Source organism: Clostridium sp. Marseille-Q5894 (assembly GCF_946902305.1).
GTDB lineage: Bacteria > Bacillota_I > Bacilli_A > Erysipelotrichales > Coprobacillaceae > Thomasclavelia.
Genome location: NZ_CAMPPT010000001.1, coordinates 482,319 through 504,723, shown reverse-complemented (window position 1 = coordinate 504,723; position 22,405 = coordinate 482,319). Strand labels below are relative to the sequence as shown.

18 protein-coding genes and 1 pseudogene are annotated in these 22,405 nt (G+C 30.1%); 6 read left to right on the top strand and 13 right to left on the bottom strand.

What is annotated here, in order from left to right; genetic code table 11:
• The 5 genes from OC535_RS02390 to OC535_RS02370 form a co-directional block, all read right to left on the bottom strand.
• On the bottom strand, window positions 1–1,158 hold the full coding sequence (locus tag OC535_RS02390; protein ID WP_227052457.1) for a M15 family metallopeptidase: 1,158 nt from the start codon (window positions 1,156–1,158) through the stop codon (window positions 1–3).
• Window positions 1,159–1,302: 144 nt separating this feature from the next.
• On the bottom strand, window positions 1,303–1,506 hold the full coding sequence (locus OC535_RS02385; RefSeq protein WP_024720914.1) for a helix-turn-helix domain-containing protein: 204 nt from the start codon (window positions 1,504–1,506) through the stop codon (window positions 1,303–1,305).
• Window positions 1,507–1,544: 38 nt separating this feature from the next.
• Window positions 1,545–3,317 carry an excinuclease ABC subunit UvrC gene (uvrC, locus tag OC535_RS02380; protein ID WP_227052458.1) on the bottom strand — a complete coding sequence of 591 codons (1,773 nt, stop codon included), beginning with the start codon at window positions 3,315–3,317 and terminating at the stop codon, window positions 1,545–1,547.
• Window positions 3,317–5,629, bottom strand: coding sequence for an endonuclease MutS2 (locus OC535_RS02375; RefSeq protein ID WP_498823058.1), 2,313 nt, complete (start codon window positions 5,627–5,629; stop codon window positions 3,317–3,319). Before OC535_RS02375 ends, uvrC begins: the two co-directional genes overlap by 1 nt.
• A 1-nt stretch (window position 5,630) precedes the next feature.
• On the bottom strand, window positions 5,631–6,440 hold the full coding sequence (locus OC535_RS02370) for a CvpA family protein (protein ID WP_227052460.1): 810 nt from the start codon (window positions 6,438–6,440) through the stop codon (window positions 5,631–5,633).
• Between the two features lie 107 nt (window positions 6,441–6,547).
• Between OC535_RS02370 and OC535_RS02365 the strand changes: the two genes are divergently transcribed.
• Entirely contained in the window at window positions 6,548–7,327 is a 780-nt protein-coding gene (locus tag OC535_RS02365; protein WP_498823057.1) for a ribonuclease HIII, read from the top strand.
• Between the two features lie 64 nt (window positions 7,328–7,391).
• Here the strand turns inward: OC535_RS02365 and OC535_RS02360 are convergent, their stop codons facing one another.
• The 5 genes from OC535_RS02360 to trhA all read right to left on the bottom strand — a co-directional run bounded on the left by OC535_RS02360 (window position 7,392) and on the right by trhA (window position 10,254).
• Entirely contained in the window at window positions 7,392–7,565 is a 174-nt protein-coding gene (locus tag OC535_RS02360; protein ID WP_227052461.1) for a hypothetical protein, read from the bottom strand.
• 117 nt (window positions 7,566–7,682) lie between these two features.
• Window positions 7,683–8,147 carry a deoxycytidylate deaminase gene (locus OC535_RS02355; protein ID WP_027089903.1) on the bottom strand — a complete coding sequence of 155 codons (465 nt, stop codon included), beginning with the start codon at window positions 8,145–8,147 and terminating at the stop codon, window positions 7,683–7,685.
• The gene (locus OC535_RS02350) at window positions 8,140–9,060 is read right to left on the bottom strand and encodes an RluA family pseudouridine synthase (RefSeq protein WP_498823056.1); all 921 of its coding nucleotides are present in this window, start codon (window positions 9,058–9,060) and stop codon (window positions 8,140–8,142) included. The genes OC535_RS02355 and OC535_RS02350 overlap by 8 nt, the downstream gene beginning before the upstream one ends.
• Complete coding sequence (gene lspA / locus OC535_RS02345; protein ID WP_024720919.1) at window positions 9,047–9,532, bottom strand: signal peptidase II; 486 nt, start codon at window positions 9,530–9,532, stop codon at window positions 9,047–9,049. The genes OC535_RS02350 and lspA overlap by 14 nt, the downstream gene beginning before the upstream one ends.
• 68 nt (window positions 9,533–9,600) lie before the next feature.
• A complete protein-coding gene (gene trhA, locus OC535_RS02340) occupies window positions 9,601–10,254 on the bottom strand; it encodes a PAQR family membrane homeostasis protein TrhA (RefSeq protein WP_024720920.1) in 654 nt (217 codons plus the stop codon).
• A gap of 125 nt (window positions 10,255–10,379) precedes the next feature.
• On the opposite strand from trhA, the gene OC535_RS02335 reads away from it, so the two are divergent.
• The 5 genes and pseudogenes from OC535_RS02335 to OC535_RS02315 form a co-directional block, all read left to right on the top strand.
• Window positions 10,380–10,919, top strand: coding sequence for a DUF1836 domain-containing protein (locus OC535_RS02335; protein ID WP_024720921.1), 540 nt, complete (start codon window positions 10,380–10,382; stop codon window positions 10,917–10,919).
• Between the two features lie 59 nt (window positions 10,920–10,978).
• A complete protein-coding gene (metF, locus tag OC535_RS02330; protein ID WP_024720922.1) occupies window positions 10,979–11,869 on the top strand; it encodes a methylenetetrahydrofolate reductase [NAD(P)H] in 891 nt (296 codons plus the stop codon).
• Window positions 11,862–12,494, top strand: coding sequence for a vitamin B12 dependent methionine synthase (locus OC535_RS02325; protein ID WP_227052464.1), 633 nt, complete (start codon window positions 11,862–11,864; stop codon window positions 12,492–12,494). The genes metF and OC535_RS02325 overlap by 8 nt, the downstream gene beginning before the upstream one ends.
• Window positions 12,476–14,833, top strand: coding sequence for a homocysteine S-methyltransferase family protein (locus tag OC535_RS02320; RefSeq protein ID WP_227052465.1), 2,358 nt, complete (start codon window positions 12,476–12,478; stop codon window positions 14,831–14,833). The genes OC535_RS02325 and OC535_RS02320 overlap by 19 nt, the downstream gene beginning before the upstream one ends.
• A gap of 635 nt (window positions 14,834–15,468) precedes the next feature.
• Window positions 15,469–15,915 (top strand): annotated as a pseudogene (locus OC535_RS02315) (GNAT family N-acetyltransferase); the annotation flags it as partial.
• A 137-nt stretch (window positions 15,916–16,052) separates the two neighbouring features.
• Here OC535_RS02315 and OC535_RS02310 read toward each other — a convergent pair.
• The 3 genes from OC535_RS02310 to OC535_RS02300 all read right to left on the bottom strand — a co-directional run bounded on the left by OC535_RS02310 (window position 16,053) and on the right by OC535_RS02300 (window position 22,382).
• Window positions 16,053–16,490 carry a VanZ family protein gene (locus tag OC535_RS02310; protein WP_498823055.1) on the bottom strand — a complete coding sequence of 146 codons (438 nt, stop codon included), beginning with the start codon at window positions 16,488–16,490 and terminating at the stop codon, window positions 16,053–16,055.
• Window positions 16,491–17,208: 718 nt separating this feature from the next.
• A complete protein-coding gene (locus OC535_RS02305) occupies window positions 17,209–21,984 on the bottom strand; it encodes a DUF4132 domain-containing protein (protein WP_498823054.1) in 4,776 nt (1,591 codons plus the stop codon).
• Window positions 21,984–22,382: a hypothetical protein gene (locus OC535_RS02300; protein WP_024720928.1), complete on the bottom strand. Its 399-nt coding sequence runs from the start codon at window positions 22,380–22,382 to the stop codon at window positions 21,984–21,986. The genes OC535_RS02305 and OC535_RS02300 overlap by 1 nt, the downstream gene beginning before the upstream one ends.
• Between the last annotated feature and the right edge of the window lie 23 nt (window positions 22,383–22,405).

The window sequence follows — 22,405 nt, the reverse complement described above, 5'->3', positions numbered from 1 at the left end:
TTACTCCTTATCTACCACATATTCTTCTAAGACTAAATTTTGTTCATGTAACTTAGCAGCAAGTTCCTTACCAACATATCTAAATGTGGTTGGGCTGTACTCATGATTAGTTACTTGCGTCTTATCAGCAGGATACCGTAAAACAAAACCATACTCATAGCTATGATTAACGAGCCACTGAAAAACGTCTGTTTGATCAAAATCATCAATACTTATATCCATTTTTTGAAGATCGACCGTGCTGCCTAACTGGTACTCATTATAACCAGCGATAACACCTCTATCCTCCAAAAGAGCTACATCATAACTAATATAAGTTTTCGTTAAAATAATTTTCTTACTACAATCATTATAACAGGCTAGATACATTTCTAATAAATTATTATAAGTTTCTTCTTGCAGATACATCGAATATTTAGTTCTTGCAATTCCCGAAGCAACTACTAAATTTTTAGGTTCATAACCACCAATAAAAGTCTCATTATTTACTACTAGTGATATTTCACTAGGATTATAGATTCTTCTTGCATTGGGCTGTAGATCATGGTTAAAAAGTGTTGCCAATGAAGTCTTTGTAAAATCATTACTTAACTGTTTAAAACTATCACGCAATTCTTTATCATCTAAATCATCATATTCCTTCATCGTGTTTAAATAATTATTTGTATCGCTTATATATGTATAATCTGTTTCATCATAAATCGATCTTAACATTTGATAAAAATCAACATTATTAAAATCAAAAGTATCCTGATTAATATATGCATCAACTAAATTATTTTTTATTAATGTATTACAATATGTAAGTGCCCTACTGGCAAAAGATACCTCTAATTTATCAGCCAACTGATTTCCAATACTAACTAAATTATTTAAATCTGGATATTTATTAGTTTTATCTAAAGCATTATAAAATTCATAATACATTAAATTAAAATCAGGAATCTCGATATATTTAATAAACTTATCTACAGCAATTGCATTTTCAATCAGATATTCCTGTTCGTCTTCATCTAAATACATTTCGATCAATGCTCGATTATCATTATTGATCCCATTAACTCGATAAAAACGATCATATTTACGATTTATTGAAACAAATGCAGTTATAAAACATAACGTTACTACTAAATATAAATGCCATCTTTTTAACTTCATAATATCACCTTGTTCCATTATATACTAACTACCAGCAAAAAACCATAATAAAAATATCAGCTTATCTAAATGTTGATTTTATAATAAATAAAAGCTGTGTAAATATTTATCACAGCTTTTACCAAGATACTATATTTAAAATTACTAAAGTTCTAATTCCTTAAATTTAATCAATTCAAAAACCGCTTGTATTCTTGAATCAACTCCTAATTTTTGAATAACATTAGAAATATGATTACGTACTGTTTTTTCACTAATTCCTAATGTTTTAGCAATTTCTTTAGTTGATTGATTTTTAATTAAAAGATTAAAGATTTCCTTTTCTCTTGGCGTTAGAATCACATTCACCTTTTTATCTCACCTCATATTGTAATATATGAAAAGATTTATTTTTCGGTGTCATTTTTTAAAATTTTAAAAAGATTTAAAGCTACTTCTTTAGGTAAAACCTTCTCCAGTTGTTCCAATGTAGCTTCTTTTAACTGCTTAACACTACCAAATTCTTTCAATAATAACTTTTTACGTTTAGGTCCGATTCCCTCAACATTATCTAAAATCGATTGAAACAATGATTTTGAACGCACATTTTTATGAAAGCTGATTGCATAACGGTGAACCTCATCCTGCATTCTAGTAAGTAAGAAAAATAATTCACTTTTTTTATTGATTTCAACAACTTCTCCATTACTATCTAACAATACCGACGTAGAATGGCGCTCATCTTTAGCCAATCCACAAACCATAATATTCATATTCAAACCATCAATAACTTCTTTAGCAACTTTTATCTGTCCTTTACCACCATCAACGATAATTAAATCCGGTCTTTCCAAACCTTCCATTAAAACCCTAAAATAACGGCGATAAATAACTTCTTTCATGCTGGCATAATCATCAGGTCCTTCAACCGTTTTGATTTTAAACTTCCGGTAATCTTTTTTAGATGGTACCCCATCTTTGAAACAGACCATCCCAGCCACGGCATAAGCACCTTGAATATTCGAATTATCAAATAATTCGATTCTTCTTGGCAAAGCGATTCCTAATAATTCCCCCAACTGTTTAATTGCGCCAATAGTTGCTGCTTCATTTTTTTGGATCAATAAAAATTTCTTTTCTAATTGTTCCTTGGCATTTTCATTAGCCATATTAACAAGATTAGCTTTATTGCCTCTTTGCGGTTTAATAATTTTACAATTAATGATTTCTTCTAATAAACTTGTATCAAGTTCCATCGGTACTAATAATTCCTTAGGTTCGGTATTTTCCTGATAGAATTGAACTAAAAAGGAAATGATCTGTTCTTGAAAATCATCTTGTAAAGGAACGAGATTTAGATCCCTTGCTAAAAGTTTACCATTTCGCATAAAAAACAGCTGCAAACATAAATAACCTTTATCATGATAATATCCAACAATATCACGATCAACTAAATCATTAAACTGGACATGCTGCTTACTTGTAACGTGCTGAATATGATTGATCAAATCTCGACATTCTTTCGCTAATTCATAATTTTGCACCTCACTGGCATTAAACATTTTTTCCTGTAATTCTTTGATTATTTGTTTAGTATCACCTTGGATAAACTTAGTAATACTAGAAGTTATTTGTTTATAGTTATTTTCATCTACTTCTTGAATACACGGTGCTAAACATTGATTTAAAGAATAGTATAAACATGGTTTTTTAGGAATATGGTTACATTTTCTAAGGGGGTATAGCCGATTTAAAAGTTTAAATGTTTCTCTAGCTGCTGTTCCATCAGGAAATGGTCCAAAATGTTTATGTTTTTTATCTTGGGCATTTCTGACGATTTTTAAGCGGGGATGTTTTTCTTTTGTTAACTGAATATAGGGATAATATTTATTATCCATAAAAGAAATATTGTATTTAGGTGCATAATCTTTAATTAGATTGATCTCTAATAATAATGCTTCTTTTTCTGAATCTGTGACAATATAATCAAAATCAACGATTTCCTGGACTAATTTTGTCGTTTTATAATTATGGGCACCAACAAAATATGAAGAAACACGATTCTTTAACTTTTTCGCTTTTCCTACATAAATAACCGTGCCTTCTTTATTTTTCATTAAATAACAGCCGGGCTGTAACGGCAATAAAGAAAGTTTATCTTTGATTACTTTACGATCCATTACTCAAAATAAACTAAGGTTGCCCCTAGTCCTCCTTCATTAGGTCCCCCATCACGATAACTAACAACATTTTTATTCTTCTCTAACATCTTTCTAACACCATTTCTCAACACACCAGTACCCATACCATGAATGATCCTTACCATCGAATAGTTATTGACTAGAGCATCATCTAAAAATTTATCAACTAAAAGCATCGCCTCTTCATAACGTTTACCAATAATATTTAATTCAAAGCTCTGATTAGTTGATTTACGTAATGATTTAAGATTAGATCTAACTTTTTTAGGCTTAACTTTTTTAGAAATAAAACTAACTTCTTCAGGTTTAGCATTTAGTTTCAAGCCACTCATATTGATCGTCAAGATACCTTTTTTATTGATCGAAAGAATTTCCCCCTGGCGATTAGCTGACAATACTTTAACGACATCGCCTACTTGATATTCACGTTTTTCTTCATTGATCAGTTTCTTTTCTTCATGTTTTAATAAATCTAGATTTCTTTTAGCATCGATTACTACATGTTGTTTTAAAACGGCCTGTTTTTTTAGATCCTCAACAACTAAATCGATTTCCTGCTTTGAATCCTCTAATAATTGATTAGCTTCTTTTTTAGCTTTTTCCATTAAATCATCTTTTTGTTTTTCAAAATTATTAATTAAACGATTATATTTATTTAATTTATTTTCAGCTTCTTGCGCTAAAATTTCTAAACGATCTCTTTCAAGCTGAACTTGAGTCAATTCATTTTGCAGCTTTTCAAGCAGTTTATCACTATCAGTTAAACTGCTTTCTTTGATCTGATAAGCTAATTCAACGATTTCTTGTTTCAAACCTAGACGTGAAGAAATTTCAATCGCATAAGAATTACCAACACTACCTTCGATCAAACGATATGTTGGCGCCATATTTTCCTGATCAAATTCAACTGCTGCTACTAAAATATATTCTTCATTTTTAGCAAATTCCTTTAAAGCTGAATAATGAGTTGAAGCAACGATCAAAGGATTTACCTGATGTAAATAACGTAAAATAGCTTCGGCAATACTCTGTCCTTCTTTAGGATCAGTTCCGGAACCAATTTCGTCTAATAATACTAAAGACCGTTCACTTACTTCATTAGTAATTTCCACTAAACGTTTCATATGACTAGAAAAAGTTGATAAAGACTGTTCAATTGACTGTTCATCACCCAAATCTACACAAATCTGATCAAACATTGGCACAACAGCCTGATTACAAGGCAGTGCCATCCCACATAAAGCCATTAAACTAAGTAAACCAGCGGTTTTTAAAACAACTGTTTTCCCACCCGTATTTGATCCACTGATCAATAACATTCGTTTAGGGTCGTTTAAAACAATGTTGTTGGCAACTACTTTATCTTTATCGATCAAAGGATGACGCGCTTTAATCAAGTTAAAGTGATGATAATCTTCACTTACATCAGGAACGATTCCATCAATTTGAACCCCATAACCAGCTTTAGCAAAAATGACATCAATTTCAACTAATAATTCTTGATCTTCATGTAAAAGATCATAATTATCTTTGATCATTTTTGATAATTCCATCAAGATTCGGTTGATTTCCCTTAGTTCATCATCACGAGCGTGAACTAACTGGTTATTCATCGAAACAATAACTTCTGGTTCAATAAACATGGTTTGCCCCGTCGCTGACATAGCATGTACGATTCCTTTAACATTATTTTTATTTCCGGCTTTGACTGGCAATACTAAATGATTATTACGACTTGAAATAGCTTCTTGCGACAAATAGTCTTTATTAGCTGTCTTTACTTGTTCGATTTTAGTTCTAATATTAGCTTCGATCGATAGAATCTGGCGTCTAATTCTTTTAAGTTCTTTACTGGCACTATCTAAAACATTACCACTGCTGTCAATACAGCGATTGATTTCTTTTAATAACTGTTTTGGTAAAATGAGCTGATTACATAATTGGATCAATTCATTTTCTTCAAGTTCTTTTTCTGATAAATAATTAGTTATTTCTTTTACATTATTTAATAAATAAACGATTTGAACAAAATCTTCCCCAAATAAAGTCCCATCTTTATTAGCTTTTAATAATAATGGTTCAACATCATTATAATGGCCAATTGGTAAACGACCATATTTATAAATCAAACGCATCGCCTGATCTAAATATTTTTGGTCTAATTTTAAATCTTCTAAATCTTGATAAGGCGCTAAAGAATCAATTTTATCTTTAGCTAAAAGACTAACTCCAAAAGCTTTAACTTTATCTTTAATTTGATTAAATTCTAATGTATCATATATATTTTTCATCCTACTCACTCACTATTATTTTACTTAATATTTTATCTACATCTATTTTACTACGATCCACCTTTGATAACAATCTTGATACTTCATCATACTGCTGTTGATCAAGATTAACAGGTTCTTGTATTTCATCTATATCATCATAATATTTTAATAAAGTATTTTCTAGTTTTGCCTGATCGATCAAGCCATTATCATATGCATTATTTAATGAAAGTGAAACCATGTAAATATTACTAGCATCAAAGCTATCATAGTTTATTCCATCACTAATTACCTGACCAACAACATCTAACGATTCAATTTCGTCAGTAACTGCTGGTACCAGCTCTAAAATTTTTTTAGCAACGATAGTATCATCAATACTTTCTTTACCTCCTGGAATAATCGGCATGACAACAAAGATCAAAGCTAAATAAATATTAATAATTCCGCTGATCAAACTAACAACGATTCCCAATAATCGATCTAACTGCTCAAAAATACTAAAAGTATAAATAATATTTTTCAAAAGTGGTTTAACCGCTTTTCCCAACAAGAATAATATCATTTTTAAAACAATAAATAAGATAATAAAAATAATAAATCGATTTACTGTTTTTCCGATCATCTCACCTAATCCCTCAACTTTATATACTGTATAAATACTTGACAGTGGTGAAGATGCATATAAAGCTATCAATAAGGAAATAATTGTCGCTAAAAGATCATAAGCGCGATAAACAAATCCCTTAATATATCCAAAAATCAACATTAATACCAAAACAAATACAATTATTATGTCAATAAAAATTGAATTTACAACAAAACTCATGGAAACACCTCAATTTCTTTTAATATACATTGTAGCAAAACAAATTTATACTGTCAAAAAGTTTGAAAATATGTTATACTGAAATAGTAGGACTAGGAGGACAAGTAATGAACATGAATGTAGTGAGAAATAATAGTTCAAAAAGAATGAATGTTATTAATATGAATGCTTACGGTAAACTTGTAGCTTTTAGCGACTCTAGTACAGCTAACAGCAGTAATATATCTAATACCTATGTAAATCTTAATCATATTGGTTGTGATGAAACTGGTTCTAGTGATTTTTTCGGACCATTATGTGTTGTTGCCTGTTACATAGATGAACGTGATTTTGATTGGTTAGTCAGCCTTGGAGTGCGGGATCCAAAAGATATGGATAATCATGAACTTGTTCGTATCGCTAGGGAAATAAAAGATCGACTAATTTATAGTTTGTTGATTTTAGATAATTCGCATTATAATGCTATGGTAAAAGCTGGTAATAATTTAGCTAATATCAAAGCAAAATTATATAATCAAGCTGTAACTAATGTTATGCAAAAAGTAGGTATGCCGGTCAAAGACAAACTAGTCAATCAGTTTGTTTCCCCAAAAACGTATTATAATTATTTAAAAAATGAAGTAATTGTTGTGAAAGATTTGACCTTTGTTCAAAAAGGAGAAGAAAAGTATTTAGCCATAGTTTGTTCAATGATATTATCGAAATATGCTTATTTACAATATTTCACTAATATGTCACGGAGTTTAAAAATGAAATTACCTCACGGTAACAGTAGCACTATCGACTCAATTGCAATTGAAATTGCAAAGAAATACGGACCTAAAATGTTAAACAAAGTTACAAAAACCAACATGACTAATTACAAGCGAATTAAAGATTTAATTTAGGGTAACATTGTTATCCTTTTTTATTATGCTTTTTTTATTTTTAAATATACTTTATTTGTTTATCTTATAATTCAACAAAACCAACTTCTATTAAACTAGAACATTTTTCAATCGATAATATTGTAATCATGCCTAAAAAACAATAGAAGAATCCCTGTAAAACCAAAGAAAAATCTACAGAGGAAATATCACCCATCAAAATTTTGAAGCAATTCCCACAATCATTCAAACTTTTCATTAAAATAACGCAACCATTAAAGAAAAGTATATATAATTAAGGTTAAAGAGCTGTAATGAATAGCTAAAAACTATTTCATTACAGCCCTTCGATCATCAAACCTTTTTAACTTAACAGCTATTTGACTTCAATTGTAAAAGGAGGCACTTTCGTATACTTAACTCCTGCAGCATCCAACATTCTTTTAGCAGCACGATCACTGTCAGTCCCGTTATATTTATCATCCTCATAAATAATTTCACCAATACCACTTTGAATGATTGCTTTAACACATTCATGACATGGAAATAACGAAACATAGATTCGACATCCTTTTAAATTTCCAGTACTATTTAAAATTGCATTTAACTCTGCATGAACTACATAAGGATATTTTGTATCATACAATTCTCCTTCTCTAACTTCCCAGGGAAATTCATTATCCTCACATCCCCAAGGCAATCCATTATAGCCAACTCCTACGATCTTATTATCAGAATTAACAATACATGCCCCTACTTGAGTATTAGGATCTTTAGAACGATAAGCTGATAGTTTAGCTACTCCCATAAAATATTGAGTCCAGTTAATTATCTTACTCATTTATCATTTCCTCCTCTAATTCATTTAATTTAGCTTTAAAATAATCTGGTAATTCACTTTCAAATTCTAGATATTTTTGCGTCACCGGATGAATAAAACCTAATTTTTTAGCGTGTAAAAACTGTCCATGACTAAAATCATCTTTACGACGTCCATATTTAGGATCACCATATACCGGATAACCAATATAACTCATGTGAACTCTAATTTGATGTGTCCGCCCTGTTTCAAGCCGACATTCAATCAAACTCATACTTTTATAACGTTTTAAAACGGTAAAGTTAGTTATCGCCTCTTTACTATTATTTCTAGTAACACACATACTTTGACGATCTTTAGGATTACGCCCGATCGGAGCATCGATCTTACCTTTTACATGAGGGATCAAACCATGAACAAGCGCTACATATCTTCTTGTTACAGTATGATTTTTTAATTGACTTGATAAAGAACGATGGGCTGCGTCATTTTTAGCAATCATCAATAACCCGCTTGTTTCCTTATCAATTCGATGTACGATTCCCGGCCGATTGACTCCATTGATTCCTGAAAGATCTTGACAATGAAATAATAAAGCGTTAACTAAAGTTCCCTTGGTAATTCCCGGTGAAGGATGAACGATCATTCCTGTTGGTTTATCTACAACAATAACGTCTTTATCCTCATAAACTATCTTTAAAGGAATATCTTCAGGTTCGATATCTAAATCAATATTATCTTCCATTATAATTTCAATTTGATCATTTAACTTAGTTTTATAACCAGCTTTAGCCACTTTACCATTTACAAGAACAGATCCATTACTAATCATTTCCTGAATTTGCGTTCTTGATAGATCTTTCATCTTTAAAGCAATTACTTTATCTAACCGACAATTATTTTCATCTTCAATAACTAAATTATATTTTTCCATGTATATACTCCTCAAAAACAATCTCAATAATTATTAATATCACACCAATCACAACTGCCATATCAGCAACATTAAAAATAGGAAAATTATAATTAAATATAACTACATCGATAAAATCACGAACATAGCCATACATTACACGATCAATCAAATTTCCCGCCATTCCTGCAAATGTAAGTACCAACCCAAAACGCGTCAACACTTCATTACGACGTGTTTTCATAAAAAAGACGATCATTAAAACAGCTGATACTAACGCTACAATAATAAAGAGCCATAAATGTCCTGCCAGCATCCCCCAGGCAACACCAGTATTATGCGCATATGTAAAATAAAAAAAGTTGTTGATTATCTCTTGCGATTGCCCTAATTGCATCGATGAAGATACCAGATGTTTAGTAAACTGGTCACCACCAGTGATTACTATTAGTGTTATTAAATATAATAATTTATTTCTTTTTGTTAAATTCATTTTTATCACCCACCGACATTATACAATAATCTTTACTTAACCACAATAAAATAAAGAGCCAAGGCCCTTTATAAAATATAAATAATAACTGCCAAAAAATGAAACGCTGAACCAACCATTACAAAAATATGAAATAATTCATGAAACCCAAACTGCTTAAACCAATTAGGTTTTTTTACAATATAAATAATAGCTCCTAAAGTATAACTAATACCACCTAAAGCAATTAAAACAAAGCAGCCCCCAGGAACATTTTTAAAAGCCGGAAAGTCAAAAACTAAAGCCCAGCCCATCAAAAGATAAAAAACCGTTGAAATAAAGCGTGGCGCTTTCATCCAAAATAATTTAATCATTATCCCCAGTAACGCAATTGACCAAATCACAGCTAAAAAATAAAAATTATGAGGATAATCTAAATACGTTAAGCAAATAGGCGTATATGTTCCCGCAATCAAAATATAGATCATTGAATGATCCAATTTTCTTAAAAACAGTTTTACTTTATTATTTATAGCTGCATTATAATAATGATATATGCTACTAGCACTATACAATGCAATTGACGATAAACTAAATACTGTTATTCCAATTATCGTTAATTTATCAGATCTTTCGATTATTGCAATTACCATCATTAAAACCAGCATCAGCGCTGATAAAAGAGCACCAATGAAATGTGTTTTACAACTAATTGGATCCATAGCTTTATCAAGTTTTCTCATATCAAGACCTCCTTATGTAGTATTGATAACTATATTATACATTTATATTAACACTAATAAAGAATATGTCAACTATATATTGCAATAAAGATATAAATAAGTTAAAATATTTTTGAGGTGAGACCATGGATAAATTAACTGAAATCGTTAATAAGACAGCTAATAAAACTGATTTAAAAAGTCAAGATATTCCATCATTGGATCTTTATATGGATCAAATCATGACATTGTTTGAAAATAACCTAAAAGACAATAAACGTTATGAAGATGATAAAATTCTTACTAAAACTATGATCAATAATTATTCTAAAGCAGGAGTTATCAAACCTGTTAAAGGTAAAAAGTATACTAAAGAACAAATCATTGGCATGTTACTGATCTATAATCTAAAAAATACCATTACCATTCAAGAGATAAAAGAAATCTTAACACCTATTTATGAAACAGATGAAAGTTTAGAAGATATCTATGATCGTTTCATCAATATCAAATCCAAACAAACTCAGCAGCTGGAACCCTTAGTTAAAAATATCATTGAATCTTATCAGCTTGATATCAATGACAAAAATGAGCGTTTGATAACTATTATGGTTTTATCTGCTTTAGCTAATCAATTAACTAATATTATCGAAGGAATCATTGACAGCTTTTATAAGGAGTTTTAGTTGACTAAAACTCCTGTTTTTTTTATAATTAACGTAATTTATCGATGGAGGAAAAACACATGAAAATTATTGATTTATTACTTAAAAGACCAACGTTGTCATTTGAAATATTTCCACCAAAAAATCATGATGGTGACATTAGCTCGATCTATCACACTATTGATGAGCTTTCTAAATTAAATCCTGATTTTATCTCAGTTACATATGGAGCTGGTGGTTCAACAACAAGAAATACTGTTGAAATAGCTTCAAAGATAAAAAAAGATTATCATATTGAAGCTGTTGCTCACTTAAGCTGTATTGATGCAACGCCAGAGCAACTGATTCAAACCATTGACTCTTTAAAAGCAAATAATATTGAAAACATTCTGGCTTTACGCGGTGATTATCCTAAAAATTACGATCCTAACACTGCTCCTTATTACTATAAACACGCTAGTGAATTAAACGAATTTATTAGTAAAAATTATCCTGATACTTTTTGTCTAAGCGGAGCTTGTTATCCTGAGGTTCATCAAGATGCCGATTCTTTAGAAAGTGATCTGGAAGCATTAAAGAAAAAAGTCGATGCGGGGGCTCAATATCTAATTACACAGATCTTCTTTGACAATAATTATTATTATCGCTTAGTTAGAGAAGCTCGAGCTAGAGGCATCAATGTACCGATCATCGCCGGAATAATGCCAGCTACTAATTCTAAATCACTATTAAATATCGCTAAATTAAGCGGCTGCAATATTCCATATAACTTATCAGCAATGATTGAGCGCTTTAGAAACAATCCTCAGGCAATGAAAGAAGTAGGTTTAAATTATGCGACTTATCAAATAATTGATTTAATTACTAATGGTGTTGATGGTATTCATCTTTATACGATGAATAAACCCGAAATAGCTAAAGAAATATTACTTAGAACTAATAATATTTTCGCTGAATTTATTAATGATTAAAAAAAATGCGTTAAAATATTTAGGCTACTTAGATGATCAAGCCGATGAACAAACAAATAGACTTTTAGATGAATGTTTATTAGAACTTGAAAAGTTAAAGCCAAAATTCATGTATCAAATCTTTTCATTAGAACACCATCCTTTATTAATTAAAGAATTAAATCTCTCTCTCGAATATCCTGATTTAATCGATTTATTTGATAGTTGTGATAAAGTCGCGGTCATTGCCTGCACTTTAGGAATTGAATTGGATAAATTATTACGTTACTATGCCATGATCGACATGACTAAAATGACTGTCATGGATGCTTTAGCTAGTAGTTATATTGAAATTAAATGTGATGAATTTGAAGAAAAGCAAAATTTTGGCAAGCGTACTTTTCGTTTTTGCCCTGGCTATGGTAATGTCCCTCTTGAACTCAATCATAAATTAGCAAACGCTTTAAATTGTAATAAGCATATTGGTTTAACTGTTCAAGAAAATAATTTATTATTACCACAAAAATCAATGATTGGTTTAATTGGTATTGGTGATGAAAAATTAACTAAACATTGTTTTTCATGTATAAACTTAGAAAATTGTATATATAGAAAGAAGGGACAAAGATGCTACAAAAAAGATTAAAAGAAGAAATACTAGTATTTGATGGCGCAATGGGAACACAATTGCAGGAAGCCGGATTAAAAGCTGGAGATATTCCTGAGTGTTTAAATATTACCGATCCTAAATTAATTCAACAGATTCATCTTAATTATTTAAATGCTGGAGCTGACTTTATTACTACTAATACTTTTGGCGCTAATCCCTTAAAAATGAAAGATGCTCCTTATCATTATGATGAAATGATCAAAGCAGCTATCGATAATGCAATCATTGCTCGACAAAAAGCTAATCGTGAAAATGATAGTTATATCGTTTTAGATATTGGACCGATCGGTCAATTATTAGAACCGATGGGAACCTTAACTTTTGATGAAGCTTACGAAATCATTAAAAAGCAGGTTTTATTGGCAAAAGATAGAGTTGATGCGATCTTATTAGAAACAATGACTGATATTTATGAAGTCAAAGCCGGAATTTTGGCTGTTAAGGAAAATAGTGATCTACCCGTCTTTGTTACTATGACATATGAAAGTAATTTAAGAACTTTATCAGGATGCGATCCTATTACCATGGTAAATGTTTTAGAAGGCTTGAATGTTGATGTTTTAGGAGTAAATTGTTCTTTAGGACCAATTGAATTAACACCGATCATTAATGATATTTTAAAAATCGCTACTGTCCCTGTAATGTTACAGCCCAATGCTGGATTGCCATGTTTAGTAGAGGGCAAAACTTGTTACAATATGGATGAAGAAACTTTTGTAACCGAAAGTATAAAACATGTTATCAACGGGGTTAGTATTATTGGCGGCTGTTGTGGAACGACACCAGCATTTATTGCGGCTTTGAAAAAAAATCTTCCTAATAAAAAAACAAAATTAACTCCTATCAACGCTACAAGAGTATCGAGTGGAACTAAAACAGTTGAATTTGATCATCATGTTGTAGTATGTGGTGAAAGATTGAATCCGACAGGAAAGAAAAAATTGAAATTAGCATTAAAAGAAGAACGTTATGACGAATTGGTCGTTGAAGCGATCAAACAAGAACAAGCTGGAGCCCACGTCCTTGATGTCAATGTTGGTTTACCAGGAATTGATGAAGTAAAGACGATGAAACGTGTAATTAAATTATTACAAGAAGTTATTTCTTTACCGTTACAAATCGATAGCAGTAATTTTGAAGCAATCGAACAAGCTTGTCGTTATTATAACGGTAAACCATTAATTAATTCTGTTAATGGAAAAGATGAAACGATGGATGCTGTTTTTCCCATTGTTAAAAAATACGGTGGTGTCGTAATTGGTTTAACACTTGATGAAAACGGGATTCCGCCACTTGCTAAAGACCGCTTTGAAATCGCCAAGAAAATCGTAAAAAAAGCTGAAAGTTATGGTATTTCAAGAGATAATATCGTTATTGACTGTTTAGTTCTAACAGTTTCTGCCCAACAAAAAGAAGTCATGGAAACTATCAAAGCTGTTTCGATGGTTAAACAATTAGGAGTACATACTGTCCTAGGAGTTAGTAATGTCTCTTTTGGTTTACCAAATCGTCCCTTATTAAATAAAACTTTCTTAGCTATGGCATTATCTGCCGGCCTTGATCTACCAATCATCAATCCTCTAGATGCCCAGCTTATGGCGACGATCGATGCTTTTAATGTATTATATAATTATGACCATGATGCTTCTGTTTATATTGAACATCAGTCAAATCAAGAAATTGTAGTAAAAAAAGAAACCGCAAACTTTAGTTTAAATGACATTGTCCTGCATGGTTTAAAAGATGAAGCAGCAAATACTACTAAAAAATTACTTGAAACAACACCAGGCTTAGAAATCATCAATAATATATTGATCCCAGCTTTAGATACTGTTGGTAAACAATATGAAAAAAATATTATTTTCTTACCGCAACTGATTCAATCTGCAGAAACTGCAAAAATAGCTTTTAGTACTATTAAAGAGACTTTTAAAGAAACAACGGCTACCAAAGGTCCAATTATTATGGCAACTGTCCATGGTGATATTCATGATATTGGTAAAAATATCGTTAAAGTTGTTCTTGAAAGCTATGGCTATAAAGTAATCGATCTAGGTAAAGATGTTCCTCCAGAAACTGTTGTTGAAGCCTTTTATAAGCATCATCCTAAAGCAATTGGTCTAAGTGCCTTGATGACAACAACTGTTGTTTCGATGGAAAAAACAATTACAATGTTAAAAGAAATTGATGATATGTGTCCTATTTTTGTTGGTGGTGCAGTTTTAACAGCTGATTTTGCTAAAGAAATCAATGCTGACTATTATTCTAAAGATGCAATGGAAGCAGTAGAACTAATGAATCAAATCATAGACTAAAAAGATCAGCAGCAAAAAGATAAGTTCTTACTTGCTTATAAGTAAAACAGATATGTTAAGCAGCACAAGATATTGTGCTGTTTTCCTTTGAATTTATATTTCTTATATTTAGGGATAATATTTTTATGAATAACGATTCATGTTAAGTATAATGAAATCACTTTGAATGAAAAAATCTTTGGTGAAAAGTAAGCGTCAAATAGCTTACAATATTCTAAACTTTATTTTTAATATAAAATAAACATATCGTATGCTCAACTGACTAAAGTCTATATTCATACAAGTATGAATATCAATAAAGAAAAAAGGCAATTAATTATGAGGGAAATCATCGCCTTTTTTGCTTTATTCAATTATAGATGAAATCAGATAAAGAGAAAACGCATACGTTATTACAGAATTGACTTTTTCAGCACTTACGCTTGTGCTACCTGTAGTGCTAATGTATAATTACATTCAAATACACCAACAACTCAGAATTGATGGAGCAGAAAATGAATACACCAACACTTGAAACGGAACGACTGATATTAAGAAAATTTATAGAAAATGATATAGAAGCAATGTATAGAATTTACAGCGACAAAGAAGTCAATAAATTTCTGCCATGATTTCCATTAGAAAGCCTTGAAGAAACTCGACTATTTTTTAAAGAGAGAGATGCGTCAAAATATGCACAGCCACAGGCATATGCCTATGCTGTTTGCTTGAAAAAAGATAACATTCCTATTGGTTATATAAATGTAGATATGGAAGAACACCATGATTTTGGCTATGGACTACGAAAAGAATTCTGGCATCAGGGTATTATAACAGAAGCTGGGAAAGCAGTGGTTGCACAAGTGAAAAAAGATGGGATTCCTTATATCACAGCAACCCATGATCGCAACAACCCTCGAAGCGGGAACGTGATGAAAAATATCGGAATGAAGTATCAATATTCGTATGAGGAACAATGGCAACCTAAAGATATATTAGTCACTTTTCGTATGTACCAATTAAACTTTGACGAACAAAAAGATAGGGTTTATATGAAATACTGGAACAACTCAAATGTCCATTTTATAGAAGTGAATATGTAACTTCTCGTTTGTCAGTCTAATTGATCGTCTACAAGAATATCAAGTATCGGATTGTGTCAGTCATAATCTAGATCCATATCTAAGAGTTGCGTAAACTTAAATAGTTGATAGACTTTTTTCTCCTTATTTAGTTTCATTTATGCTCTATTGTTCGATAAATTAGTAAAATGAAAACCAAATAATATTTTATGGATATGATATCCTATTAATCCTCCAATTAAATAGTATATTATATCTGTTATGTCAAAATAACCATATAAAATTAATAAGTGAAATAATTCTTTTGATAATCCAATCAATAATATTATTTTCGCAGCTTTAATTTGTCTTTGTTCTGGTGCAAAGAGCATATAACCAACAGGAATAAATAGACATAGCTTAAAAACAATATTTTTTAAAATAATTGCTGGCATTACAGTATAATCAAAATAGAAAGGAATTATATTTATACACCTAATTAATTTTTCAAAATAAGATGGATAGCCGTTGACATGAGCAATTGATCCTTTCAATAATGGGTAAAGAAAGATAATTACTAAATAAATAGTGAAAATGATAGTTGTTTTTTTCTTCATAAATTCCTCCATTTCCGTCCGCCTTCGTCGGTCGGACACAAACATGTGATCAAAGCTTCAATTTACTATTAATCTAAACAAATTTAGAATATTACTACGATATTTATTTTTATCATAAGTAATACCCTCACTTTCTTTATTTTCTTCGATTAATAACAAATTTTATTTTCACACTTAATCCTCAAGATAATTTTATTTAATAATCCCTTCCATTTATTTTATTATACTATATAAATATTAAATTTGTAAATTTATAAAGATAAAAAAGTTAATTTATAAAATTCAATTATAATAATAATCAATGTATACTATAAACCTAATATTTTTAAATTATAGGTTTACTTATGAGAAAAAGTTGCTTTAAGAATGAATTAAAAAGCTTGTTGAAACTAATGACAAAAAAGAGCTGCTACTAAAAACTAAAACTGTCAATAGACTGATTCAAAAATACTATCAATATGGTAAGGCTGGTTTTATCCATGGTAATCGTAGAAAATCTCTATCTACTACTGTTCCTCTTGATAAAAGCATTTGATGGTGAGGTTAAAGAAACCAAAAAAACAGCACAATTTCTTGTGCTCTCTAACATATCTGTTTTGCCATAAGAAAGTAAAACTACATACACTCATATTTCTTTTTTCTTAAATAAAAACAGATAGTTATCTTTAATTAGATTTCTATCTGTTTCTACAATCTTAAATTGATGACATTAAAATTACTAGGAATTCTCTTTTCTTGTTTGAATCTGTTGTAAAATTGAAGGATCCTTGATCTTATCATCTTGAGCAAATAAAACAACTTCAGAAATGATTTGCGCCGTTTTAGGATCTTCATCTAAAAATGGTAAATAAACTTTGCCACGTTTTCCACTCCATACAGAAACAATTCTAATTACTGCGCCACCATCTTGATGAACTATTCCACTCCCTAAATGAACACTATAATTATTTAATCTTCCTTGAATACATACAAAATGATCTTTAATTTCAACATTATTTAATTTCATTAATTGAGATGTATACTCAACAATTGTTTTTCGCAATTCCATCGTAGAAAATGATGTGATTGGATCAACACCACCAACATAGGCAGTACTTACAGCTAAATCAACATCTCGCATCGTTTCCGAAAAAACAATATCATCGATATCACAAATCTTCATTGGCTGATTATTTTTCTTGTCATAAAATTGAATATAATCGATACATGGTGCTTCAATATCACTAGGTGAAAACCAGTCAGCTTGAGCAAAAAGATTTACAATAATCTGGTCTTGATAATAGATTTTTTCTAAACCATTTTCATAGCTTACATTCCACTTTCTTGATTTTAGTGCAGCTGCTGCTTTTTTAGGCTGAATTTGATATCCTGTATAACGTTTAGATGATGATTGATCTTTTTCATCATCCAATTTGAGATAAAGTTCTCTAAAAACCTGTTTAAAAGGCTGAATAATTTGCTGTTTATAAATATACGTTTGATATTCGTGCCAGCACTGACGTTTATATAGATCATAAGGATGAATGATGCGCACATAGTTACCTAATTTTTCACGATGAGCGATTCCTTTTAAATATCCTTGATCATAAAAACCTAAATTTTCATCAGAAATCAAAACAAGTTTAGAAAGCATTGGTGCTACGATTGGATTATTCATGATCGTATGAATTTCATCAATCATGAAAACAGTTCGATCTTCCATAGCCTGTTCTAACATTTTTCTCGAACGCTGATATTGTTCGTTCCATTTTTTATGAATATCTTTAATTTCTAGTACATAACTATTATTTTTTAATTTAGCTGGAATAGATTTCTGTTTTCGTTTATTTTTTAAAACTTTTATTTCATTATGTCCCTGATCATCTATTTCGATCCACAATTGAATTTCATCAACCTGGTGTGGTTGTAAGACATATTCATATTTTTTAACTATTTCAGTTTCCATCATCCAAGATAATCTTGTAGCTGTTTCAAAGCGTGAATTCTTAGCCAAATTCATCAAAGCAATTTCACAAGCTCTTTTTTCACTAGCTTGTCTTTGCGCCCCAAATTGTTTGGATTCTTTTAAAAACTGCTGAATCGCTAAATAACGCTCAAGTAGATCTTGATCATCCTTTAATGGATAAATACAGTAAGCATTTAAAGCATCTTTATTTCGTTTTTGGCGCATTTGTAGATATAATGTCTCTAAATCTATTTTCTTTAAACAAGCATCTGCATATTTACGAGCACGACTATGAAAAGAATTTTCACATAAATATTTTGCCGCCCGATATAACATTTGAAATCTTTTTTCGCCCAAAAGCTGATAGACATTTTGGCACCATTCCATATCAAATGCCCCATCATTTAAATCTTGAGGATCTATTTGCGTGTAATGAGCAATCTGCGCTTTCTTTTGTTGATAATCATATTGTTTCATATGAGCAATAAAATAATAACAGGCTTCTTTAAAACCTTCCCAATTTAAAACTCGATTAATAAAATCGATCCATTGTGGAGCTAACATTGCCACTTCAACAAGTCTCTCTTCTTTAAAATTTTCGTTTTTTAAAGTTTGGGGATCATCACTTGATAAAGGGTAACAATGACGGATCAAATCAGTAAAAACAACGTTTCGATCATCACCATAGCGTTGCCTTTTTAATGTCTCATGTTCTAAAACATGCAGGGCATCAATAAGATATTTAACCCCGTTAACAACATATAGATTTTCAACATAAGAAGTAACAGCTGTTTTTTCGTTTAATCTTGTTTTTTCCATCGAAATTAAATGATCAGCTATCAAATCAAGTTCTTTTCTTAAATAAGCAAAAACTTCAATATCATTATTCAACCTATTATGATGATAGCATTCTAAATTTAACTGTGGTTTTTTCCAAACTCCTGTTCCTTCAAAATAAGCATCTCGATAAGCAGCAAAAAGCTGATGCTGATCATTTGTATATCTACTACTATTATTATGACTATCAAGAATACATTCATAAAAAGCTTCTTGGCTAATAATTCCTAACAAAGCAGCTCGAGCTAAAATCATTGGTGAAATAGTAAATTTATGTTGTGTATCCCGTTGACACTTTAGATTAAAATTTTCATAACAGTGCATCATCATCGGAAAATATTCCTGGAACTGTTGATCATTAGCGTTTTCTAAATGCAATTGAACAACTAAAAAGGGAAATAAATTACTTAGGCTCACAATTTCATATTGATTATTATAAATTCTTCTTTTATATTGATAATATTTACAATGCTTATTGATAACTTCTAAAAGCATAAAAGCTTTATCACGATAATTACTTGTATTTTCATATTCATAAAAATAGTAAGAAATTAATTTTGTAATATGCTGATAGTATTGTAATGATTCGATATCCTTTTGATAAAGAGTAAATAATGGTGTTTCTAAATTAAGAATCTTATCAAATTCAATTCCTTCTAGTAATAAACGGAGTTCAAAAACAATATCACTATCTAATTGATCTTGTTGAAAATATTCATTCCACAACTCATTTAAAGGTAAAGCCTTTAATGAGTGTTCTTGATAATTAAGAGGATAAAAATACTCTGACTTTAATTGTCGATATTCATATCCATTATAATATTCATCATTTTGATGTAAAATAATTCTTTGATCCCATTTTTTTAAATATTCAAGAACTTGTTGTTTATCCCATGGCAATAGTGTTGAAAAATCAATTTTTTCTTTTTTAATAATTAGACCTTTTTTGATTGTTTTTATTTTTGAATGATAAGGCAATAAATAAGACTGATAAGGACGATATAACCCAAATCCTTCATCTTTTCCCTGAATTTTCACTGCACTGATTTTAACATCCTGAAAATAGTGCGGCACCTTTTGTTGTAACTCAAGCGCTGCTTCTTGAATCATTTTATTTGCTGATTTAGATAAGCGTTGATAACTTTGCTGAATCTGCTCTTGATTCTGTTTTGCAAGAATATGAACGATATGTGCTCGTGCCTGAGCTTTTTTTGTTTTTAAACGGTTTTCAAGATCAATAATATCTTGACTAGAGAGATTTAATTTTATATATTCTTTTTCAATATAATTTGCTAACTCACTATTATTAGAAATGATTTCTTTTAACATAAAAGTCTTTTTCTTGTTTTCATCTAATAATGGAAATCTTTCTTCCATAAATTGTTTTAATCTTTTATCATGAAGATTACTAGCAACATACGGCAAATATCTTTCAATAAATTCTATTTGCGGATTTGCTGCAATTATATCATAAAGATGATAACAAATACTTGATTTATATAACGTTATTGAAAACCATTCAAATCCTCGTGACAAATAAGTTTCTTGACTTTTCATCGTTTTAGCAAAAGTTTCCATCTCATTAAAAATAAGTGCTAATTCATCATTTGTTAAAACTGCTTTTTGATAATCATAACGGCAACATTCACTAATAAAAAGAGCCATGATCCATTGATCATGATGATAATCTTTTAAATAAGGCAGCAACGCATGCAAATAAGGACAATTCGTCAATTTTAAATAAATCAAAGCACAAGCAACAATATGACGCTTAGAACTCTTTAATAAAATTAGCGCTTCATCTATTGCCTGATTAACATCATAGACACCTTTACAATATAAAGCCAAATAAATATCTAAAGGATTTTCACTTTGTAATGCCTGAGATCGATTATTTTCATTATGAAAATAATCTTGAAGATGCCAGAAAATATAACGAACATCTTTTTCTTTTACAATTTCATAACCTATCCCTATCCAGGTCAAAACACCTCTTTGAACTGATGAATATCTTAATAGATCATTTTGAGCAATTACATCGATCATCTTTAAAAAATAATCAAGATTATTTTCATCAACTGTTTCTATAACACTTTGTCTTAATCCCTCTTGTAATCTGGCCGCTAAAAAAAGCTGAGTTAATAAATCCTGTAGTTCTTGATGATGACTTTGTTCAATAGCAATAATCACGTTTCTTGTTAAAACAGCCGTATTATTATCGCTTGTTAAAACATCTTTACAGTATTGAATGACATCCTGATCATCACTTAACAAGCGTTCAGCAATAACACTCGAAAAATTCATCCAATTATCAAATTGACGATATTGACCATAAATCAGCTCTTTCATTGTCATATCCGTACCATAAAACACATAAAATGAACCAATTGCCCTAATTATCTTATTTTGATAATCAGAAAAATTCTTACTTCTAACATCCATCCTAATGAGTTGATCATTACATGTCCATTCGTGCATACATCTTAAATAATGACATAATTTTTCATAATGTTTAGGGAGTAATCCTTTAAAATATTTTTGTTCTTTCAAAAAACTTTCAACATCATTTAAAATACGAATATCTTTAAAATAAAAACTATAAAAATAATCCTGCTGGACTTGTTTGATAAATTGTTTTTCTAAATGAGTGCAAAATACCGATAGTGTCTGATTATATTCTCTTAATTGCGCAATTATATCTTTTCTCTCCACTACCATAACCTCCCTGCTAACATGACAAAGCGAATAAAAACAATCTCATCGTTATCTTTAATTTGAATATGCTCATTAAGATTTTCATATTCCTGTCCATTGATAAAGACTTTATAAAGTCCATCAGTAAAATCTTGAAACATGATTTCGATTAAATCATCTAAATCTTTTTTATCAGTATTGTATAGATTTGAAAAAGATATTTTTCCTAACTTAGCTAAATATTTGATATCTTTTTCAGTTAAAGTTTTTATCTGATTATTATAAAGATGATTGTATTCATTATAGAATATCACTAACAATAATTCTTTTAATGTTGAAACACTTGGGATTTCAATTGTTTCTTTTCCTAAATCTTTTAAACTACTAGCTTTCTTTTTAATAATATTTATTTTCATAATCTTTTCTCCTACTATAATCT

Coding starts and splice junctions, on each gene's coding strand:
- OC535_RS02390 (WP_227052457.1), bottom strand. CDS start 1,158: ATGAAGTTAAAAAGATGGCATTTATATTTAGTAGTAACGTTATGTTTT.
- uvrC (WP_227052458.1), bottom strand. CDS start 3,317: ATGGATCGTAAAGTAATCAAAGATAAACTTTCTTTATTGCCGTTACAG.
- OC535_RS02375 (WP_498823058.1), bottom strand. CDS start 5,629: ATGAAAAATATATATGATACATTAGAATTTAATCAAATTAAAGATAAA.
- OC535_RS02370 (WP_227052460.1), bottom strand. CDS start 6,440: ATGAGTTTTGTTGTAAATTCAATTTTTATTGACATAATAATTGTATTT.
- OC535_RS02365 (WP_498823057.1), top strand. CDS start 6,548: ATGAACATGAATGTAGTGAGAAATAATAGTTCAAAAAGAATGAATGTT.
- OC535_RS02360 (WP_227052461.1), bottom strand. CDS start 7,565: ATGAAAAGTTTGAATGATTGTGGGAATTGCTTCAAAATTTTGATGGGT.
- OC535_RS02355 (WP_027089903.1), bottom strand. CDS start 8,147: ATGAGTAAGATAATTAACTGGACTCAATATTTTATGGGAGTAGCTAAA.
- OC535_RS02350 (WP_498823056.1), bottom strand. CDS start 9,060: ATGGAAAAATATAATTTAGTTATTGAAGATGAAAATAATTGTCGGTTA.
- lspA (WP_024720919.1), bottom strand. CDS start 9,532: ATGAATTTAACAAAAAGAAATAAATTATTATATTTAATAACACTAATA.
- trhA (WP_024720920.1), bottom strand. CDS start 10,254: ATGAGAAAACTTGATAAAGCTATGGATCCAATTAGTTGTAAAACACAT.
- OC535_RS02335 (WP_024720921.1), top strand. CDS start 10,380: ATGGATAAATTAACTGAAATCGTTAATAAGACAGCTAATAAAACTGAT.
- metF (WP_024720922.1), top strand. CDS start 10,979: ATGAAAATTATTGATTTATTACTTAAAAGACCAACGTTGTCATTTGAA.
- OC535_RS02325 (WP_227052464.1), top strand. CDS start 11,862: ATGATTAAAAAAAATGCGTTAAAATATTTAGGCTACTTAGATGATCAA.
- OC535_RS02320 (WP_227052465.1), top strand. CDS start 12,476: ATGCTACAAAAAAGATTAAAAGAAGAAATACTAGTATTTGATGGCGCA.
- OC535_RS02310 (WP_498823055.1), bottom strand. CDS start 16,490: ATGAAGAAAAAAACAACTATCATTTTCACTATTTATTTAGTAATTATC.
- OC535_RS02300 (WP_024720928.1), bottom strand. CDS start 22,382: ATGAAAATAAATATTATTAAAAAGAAAGCTAGTAGTTTAAAAGATTTA.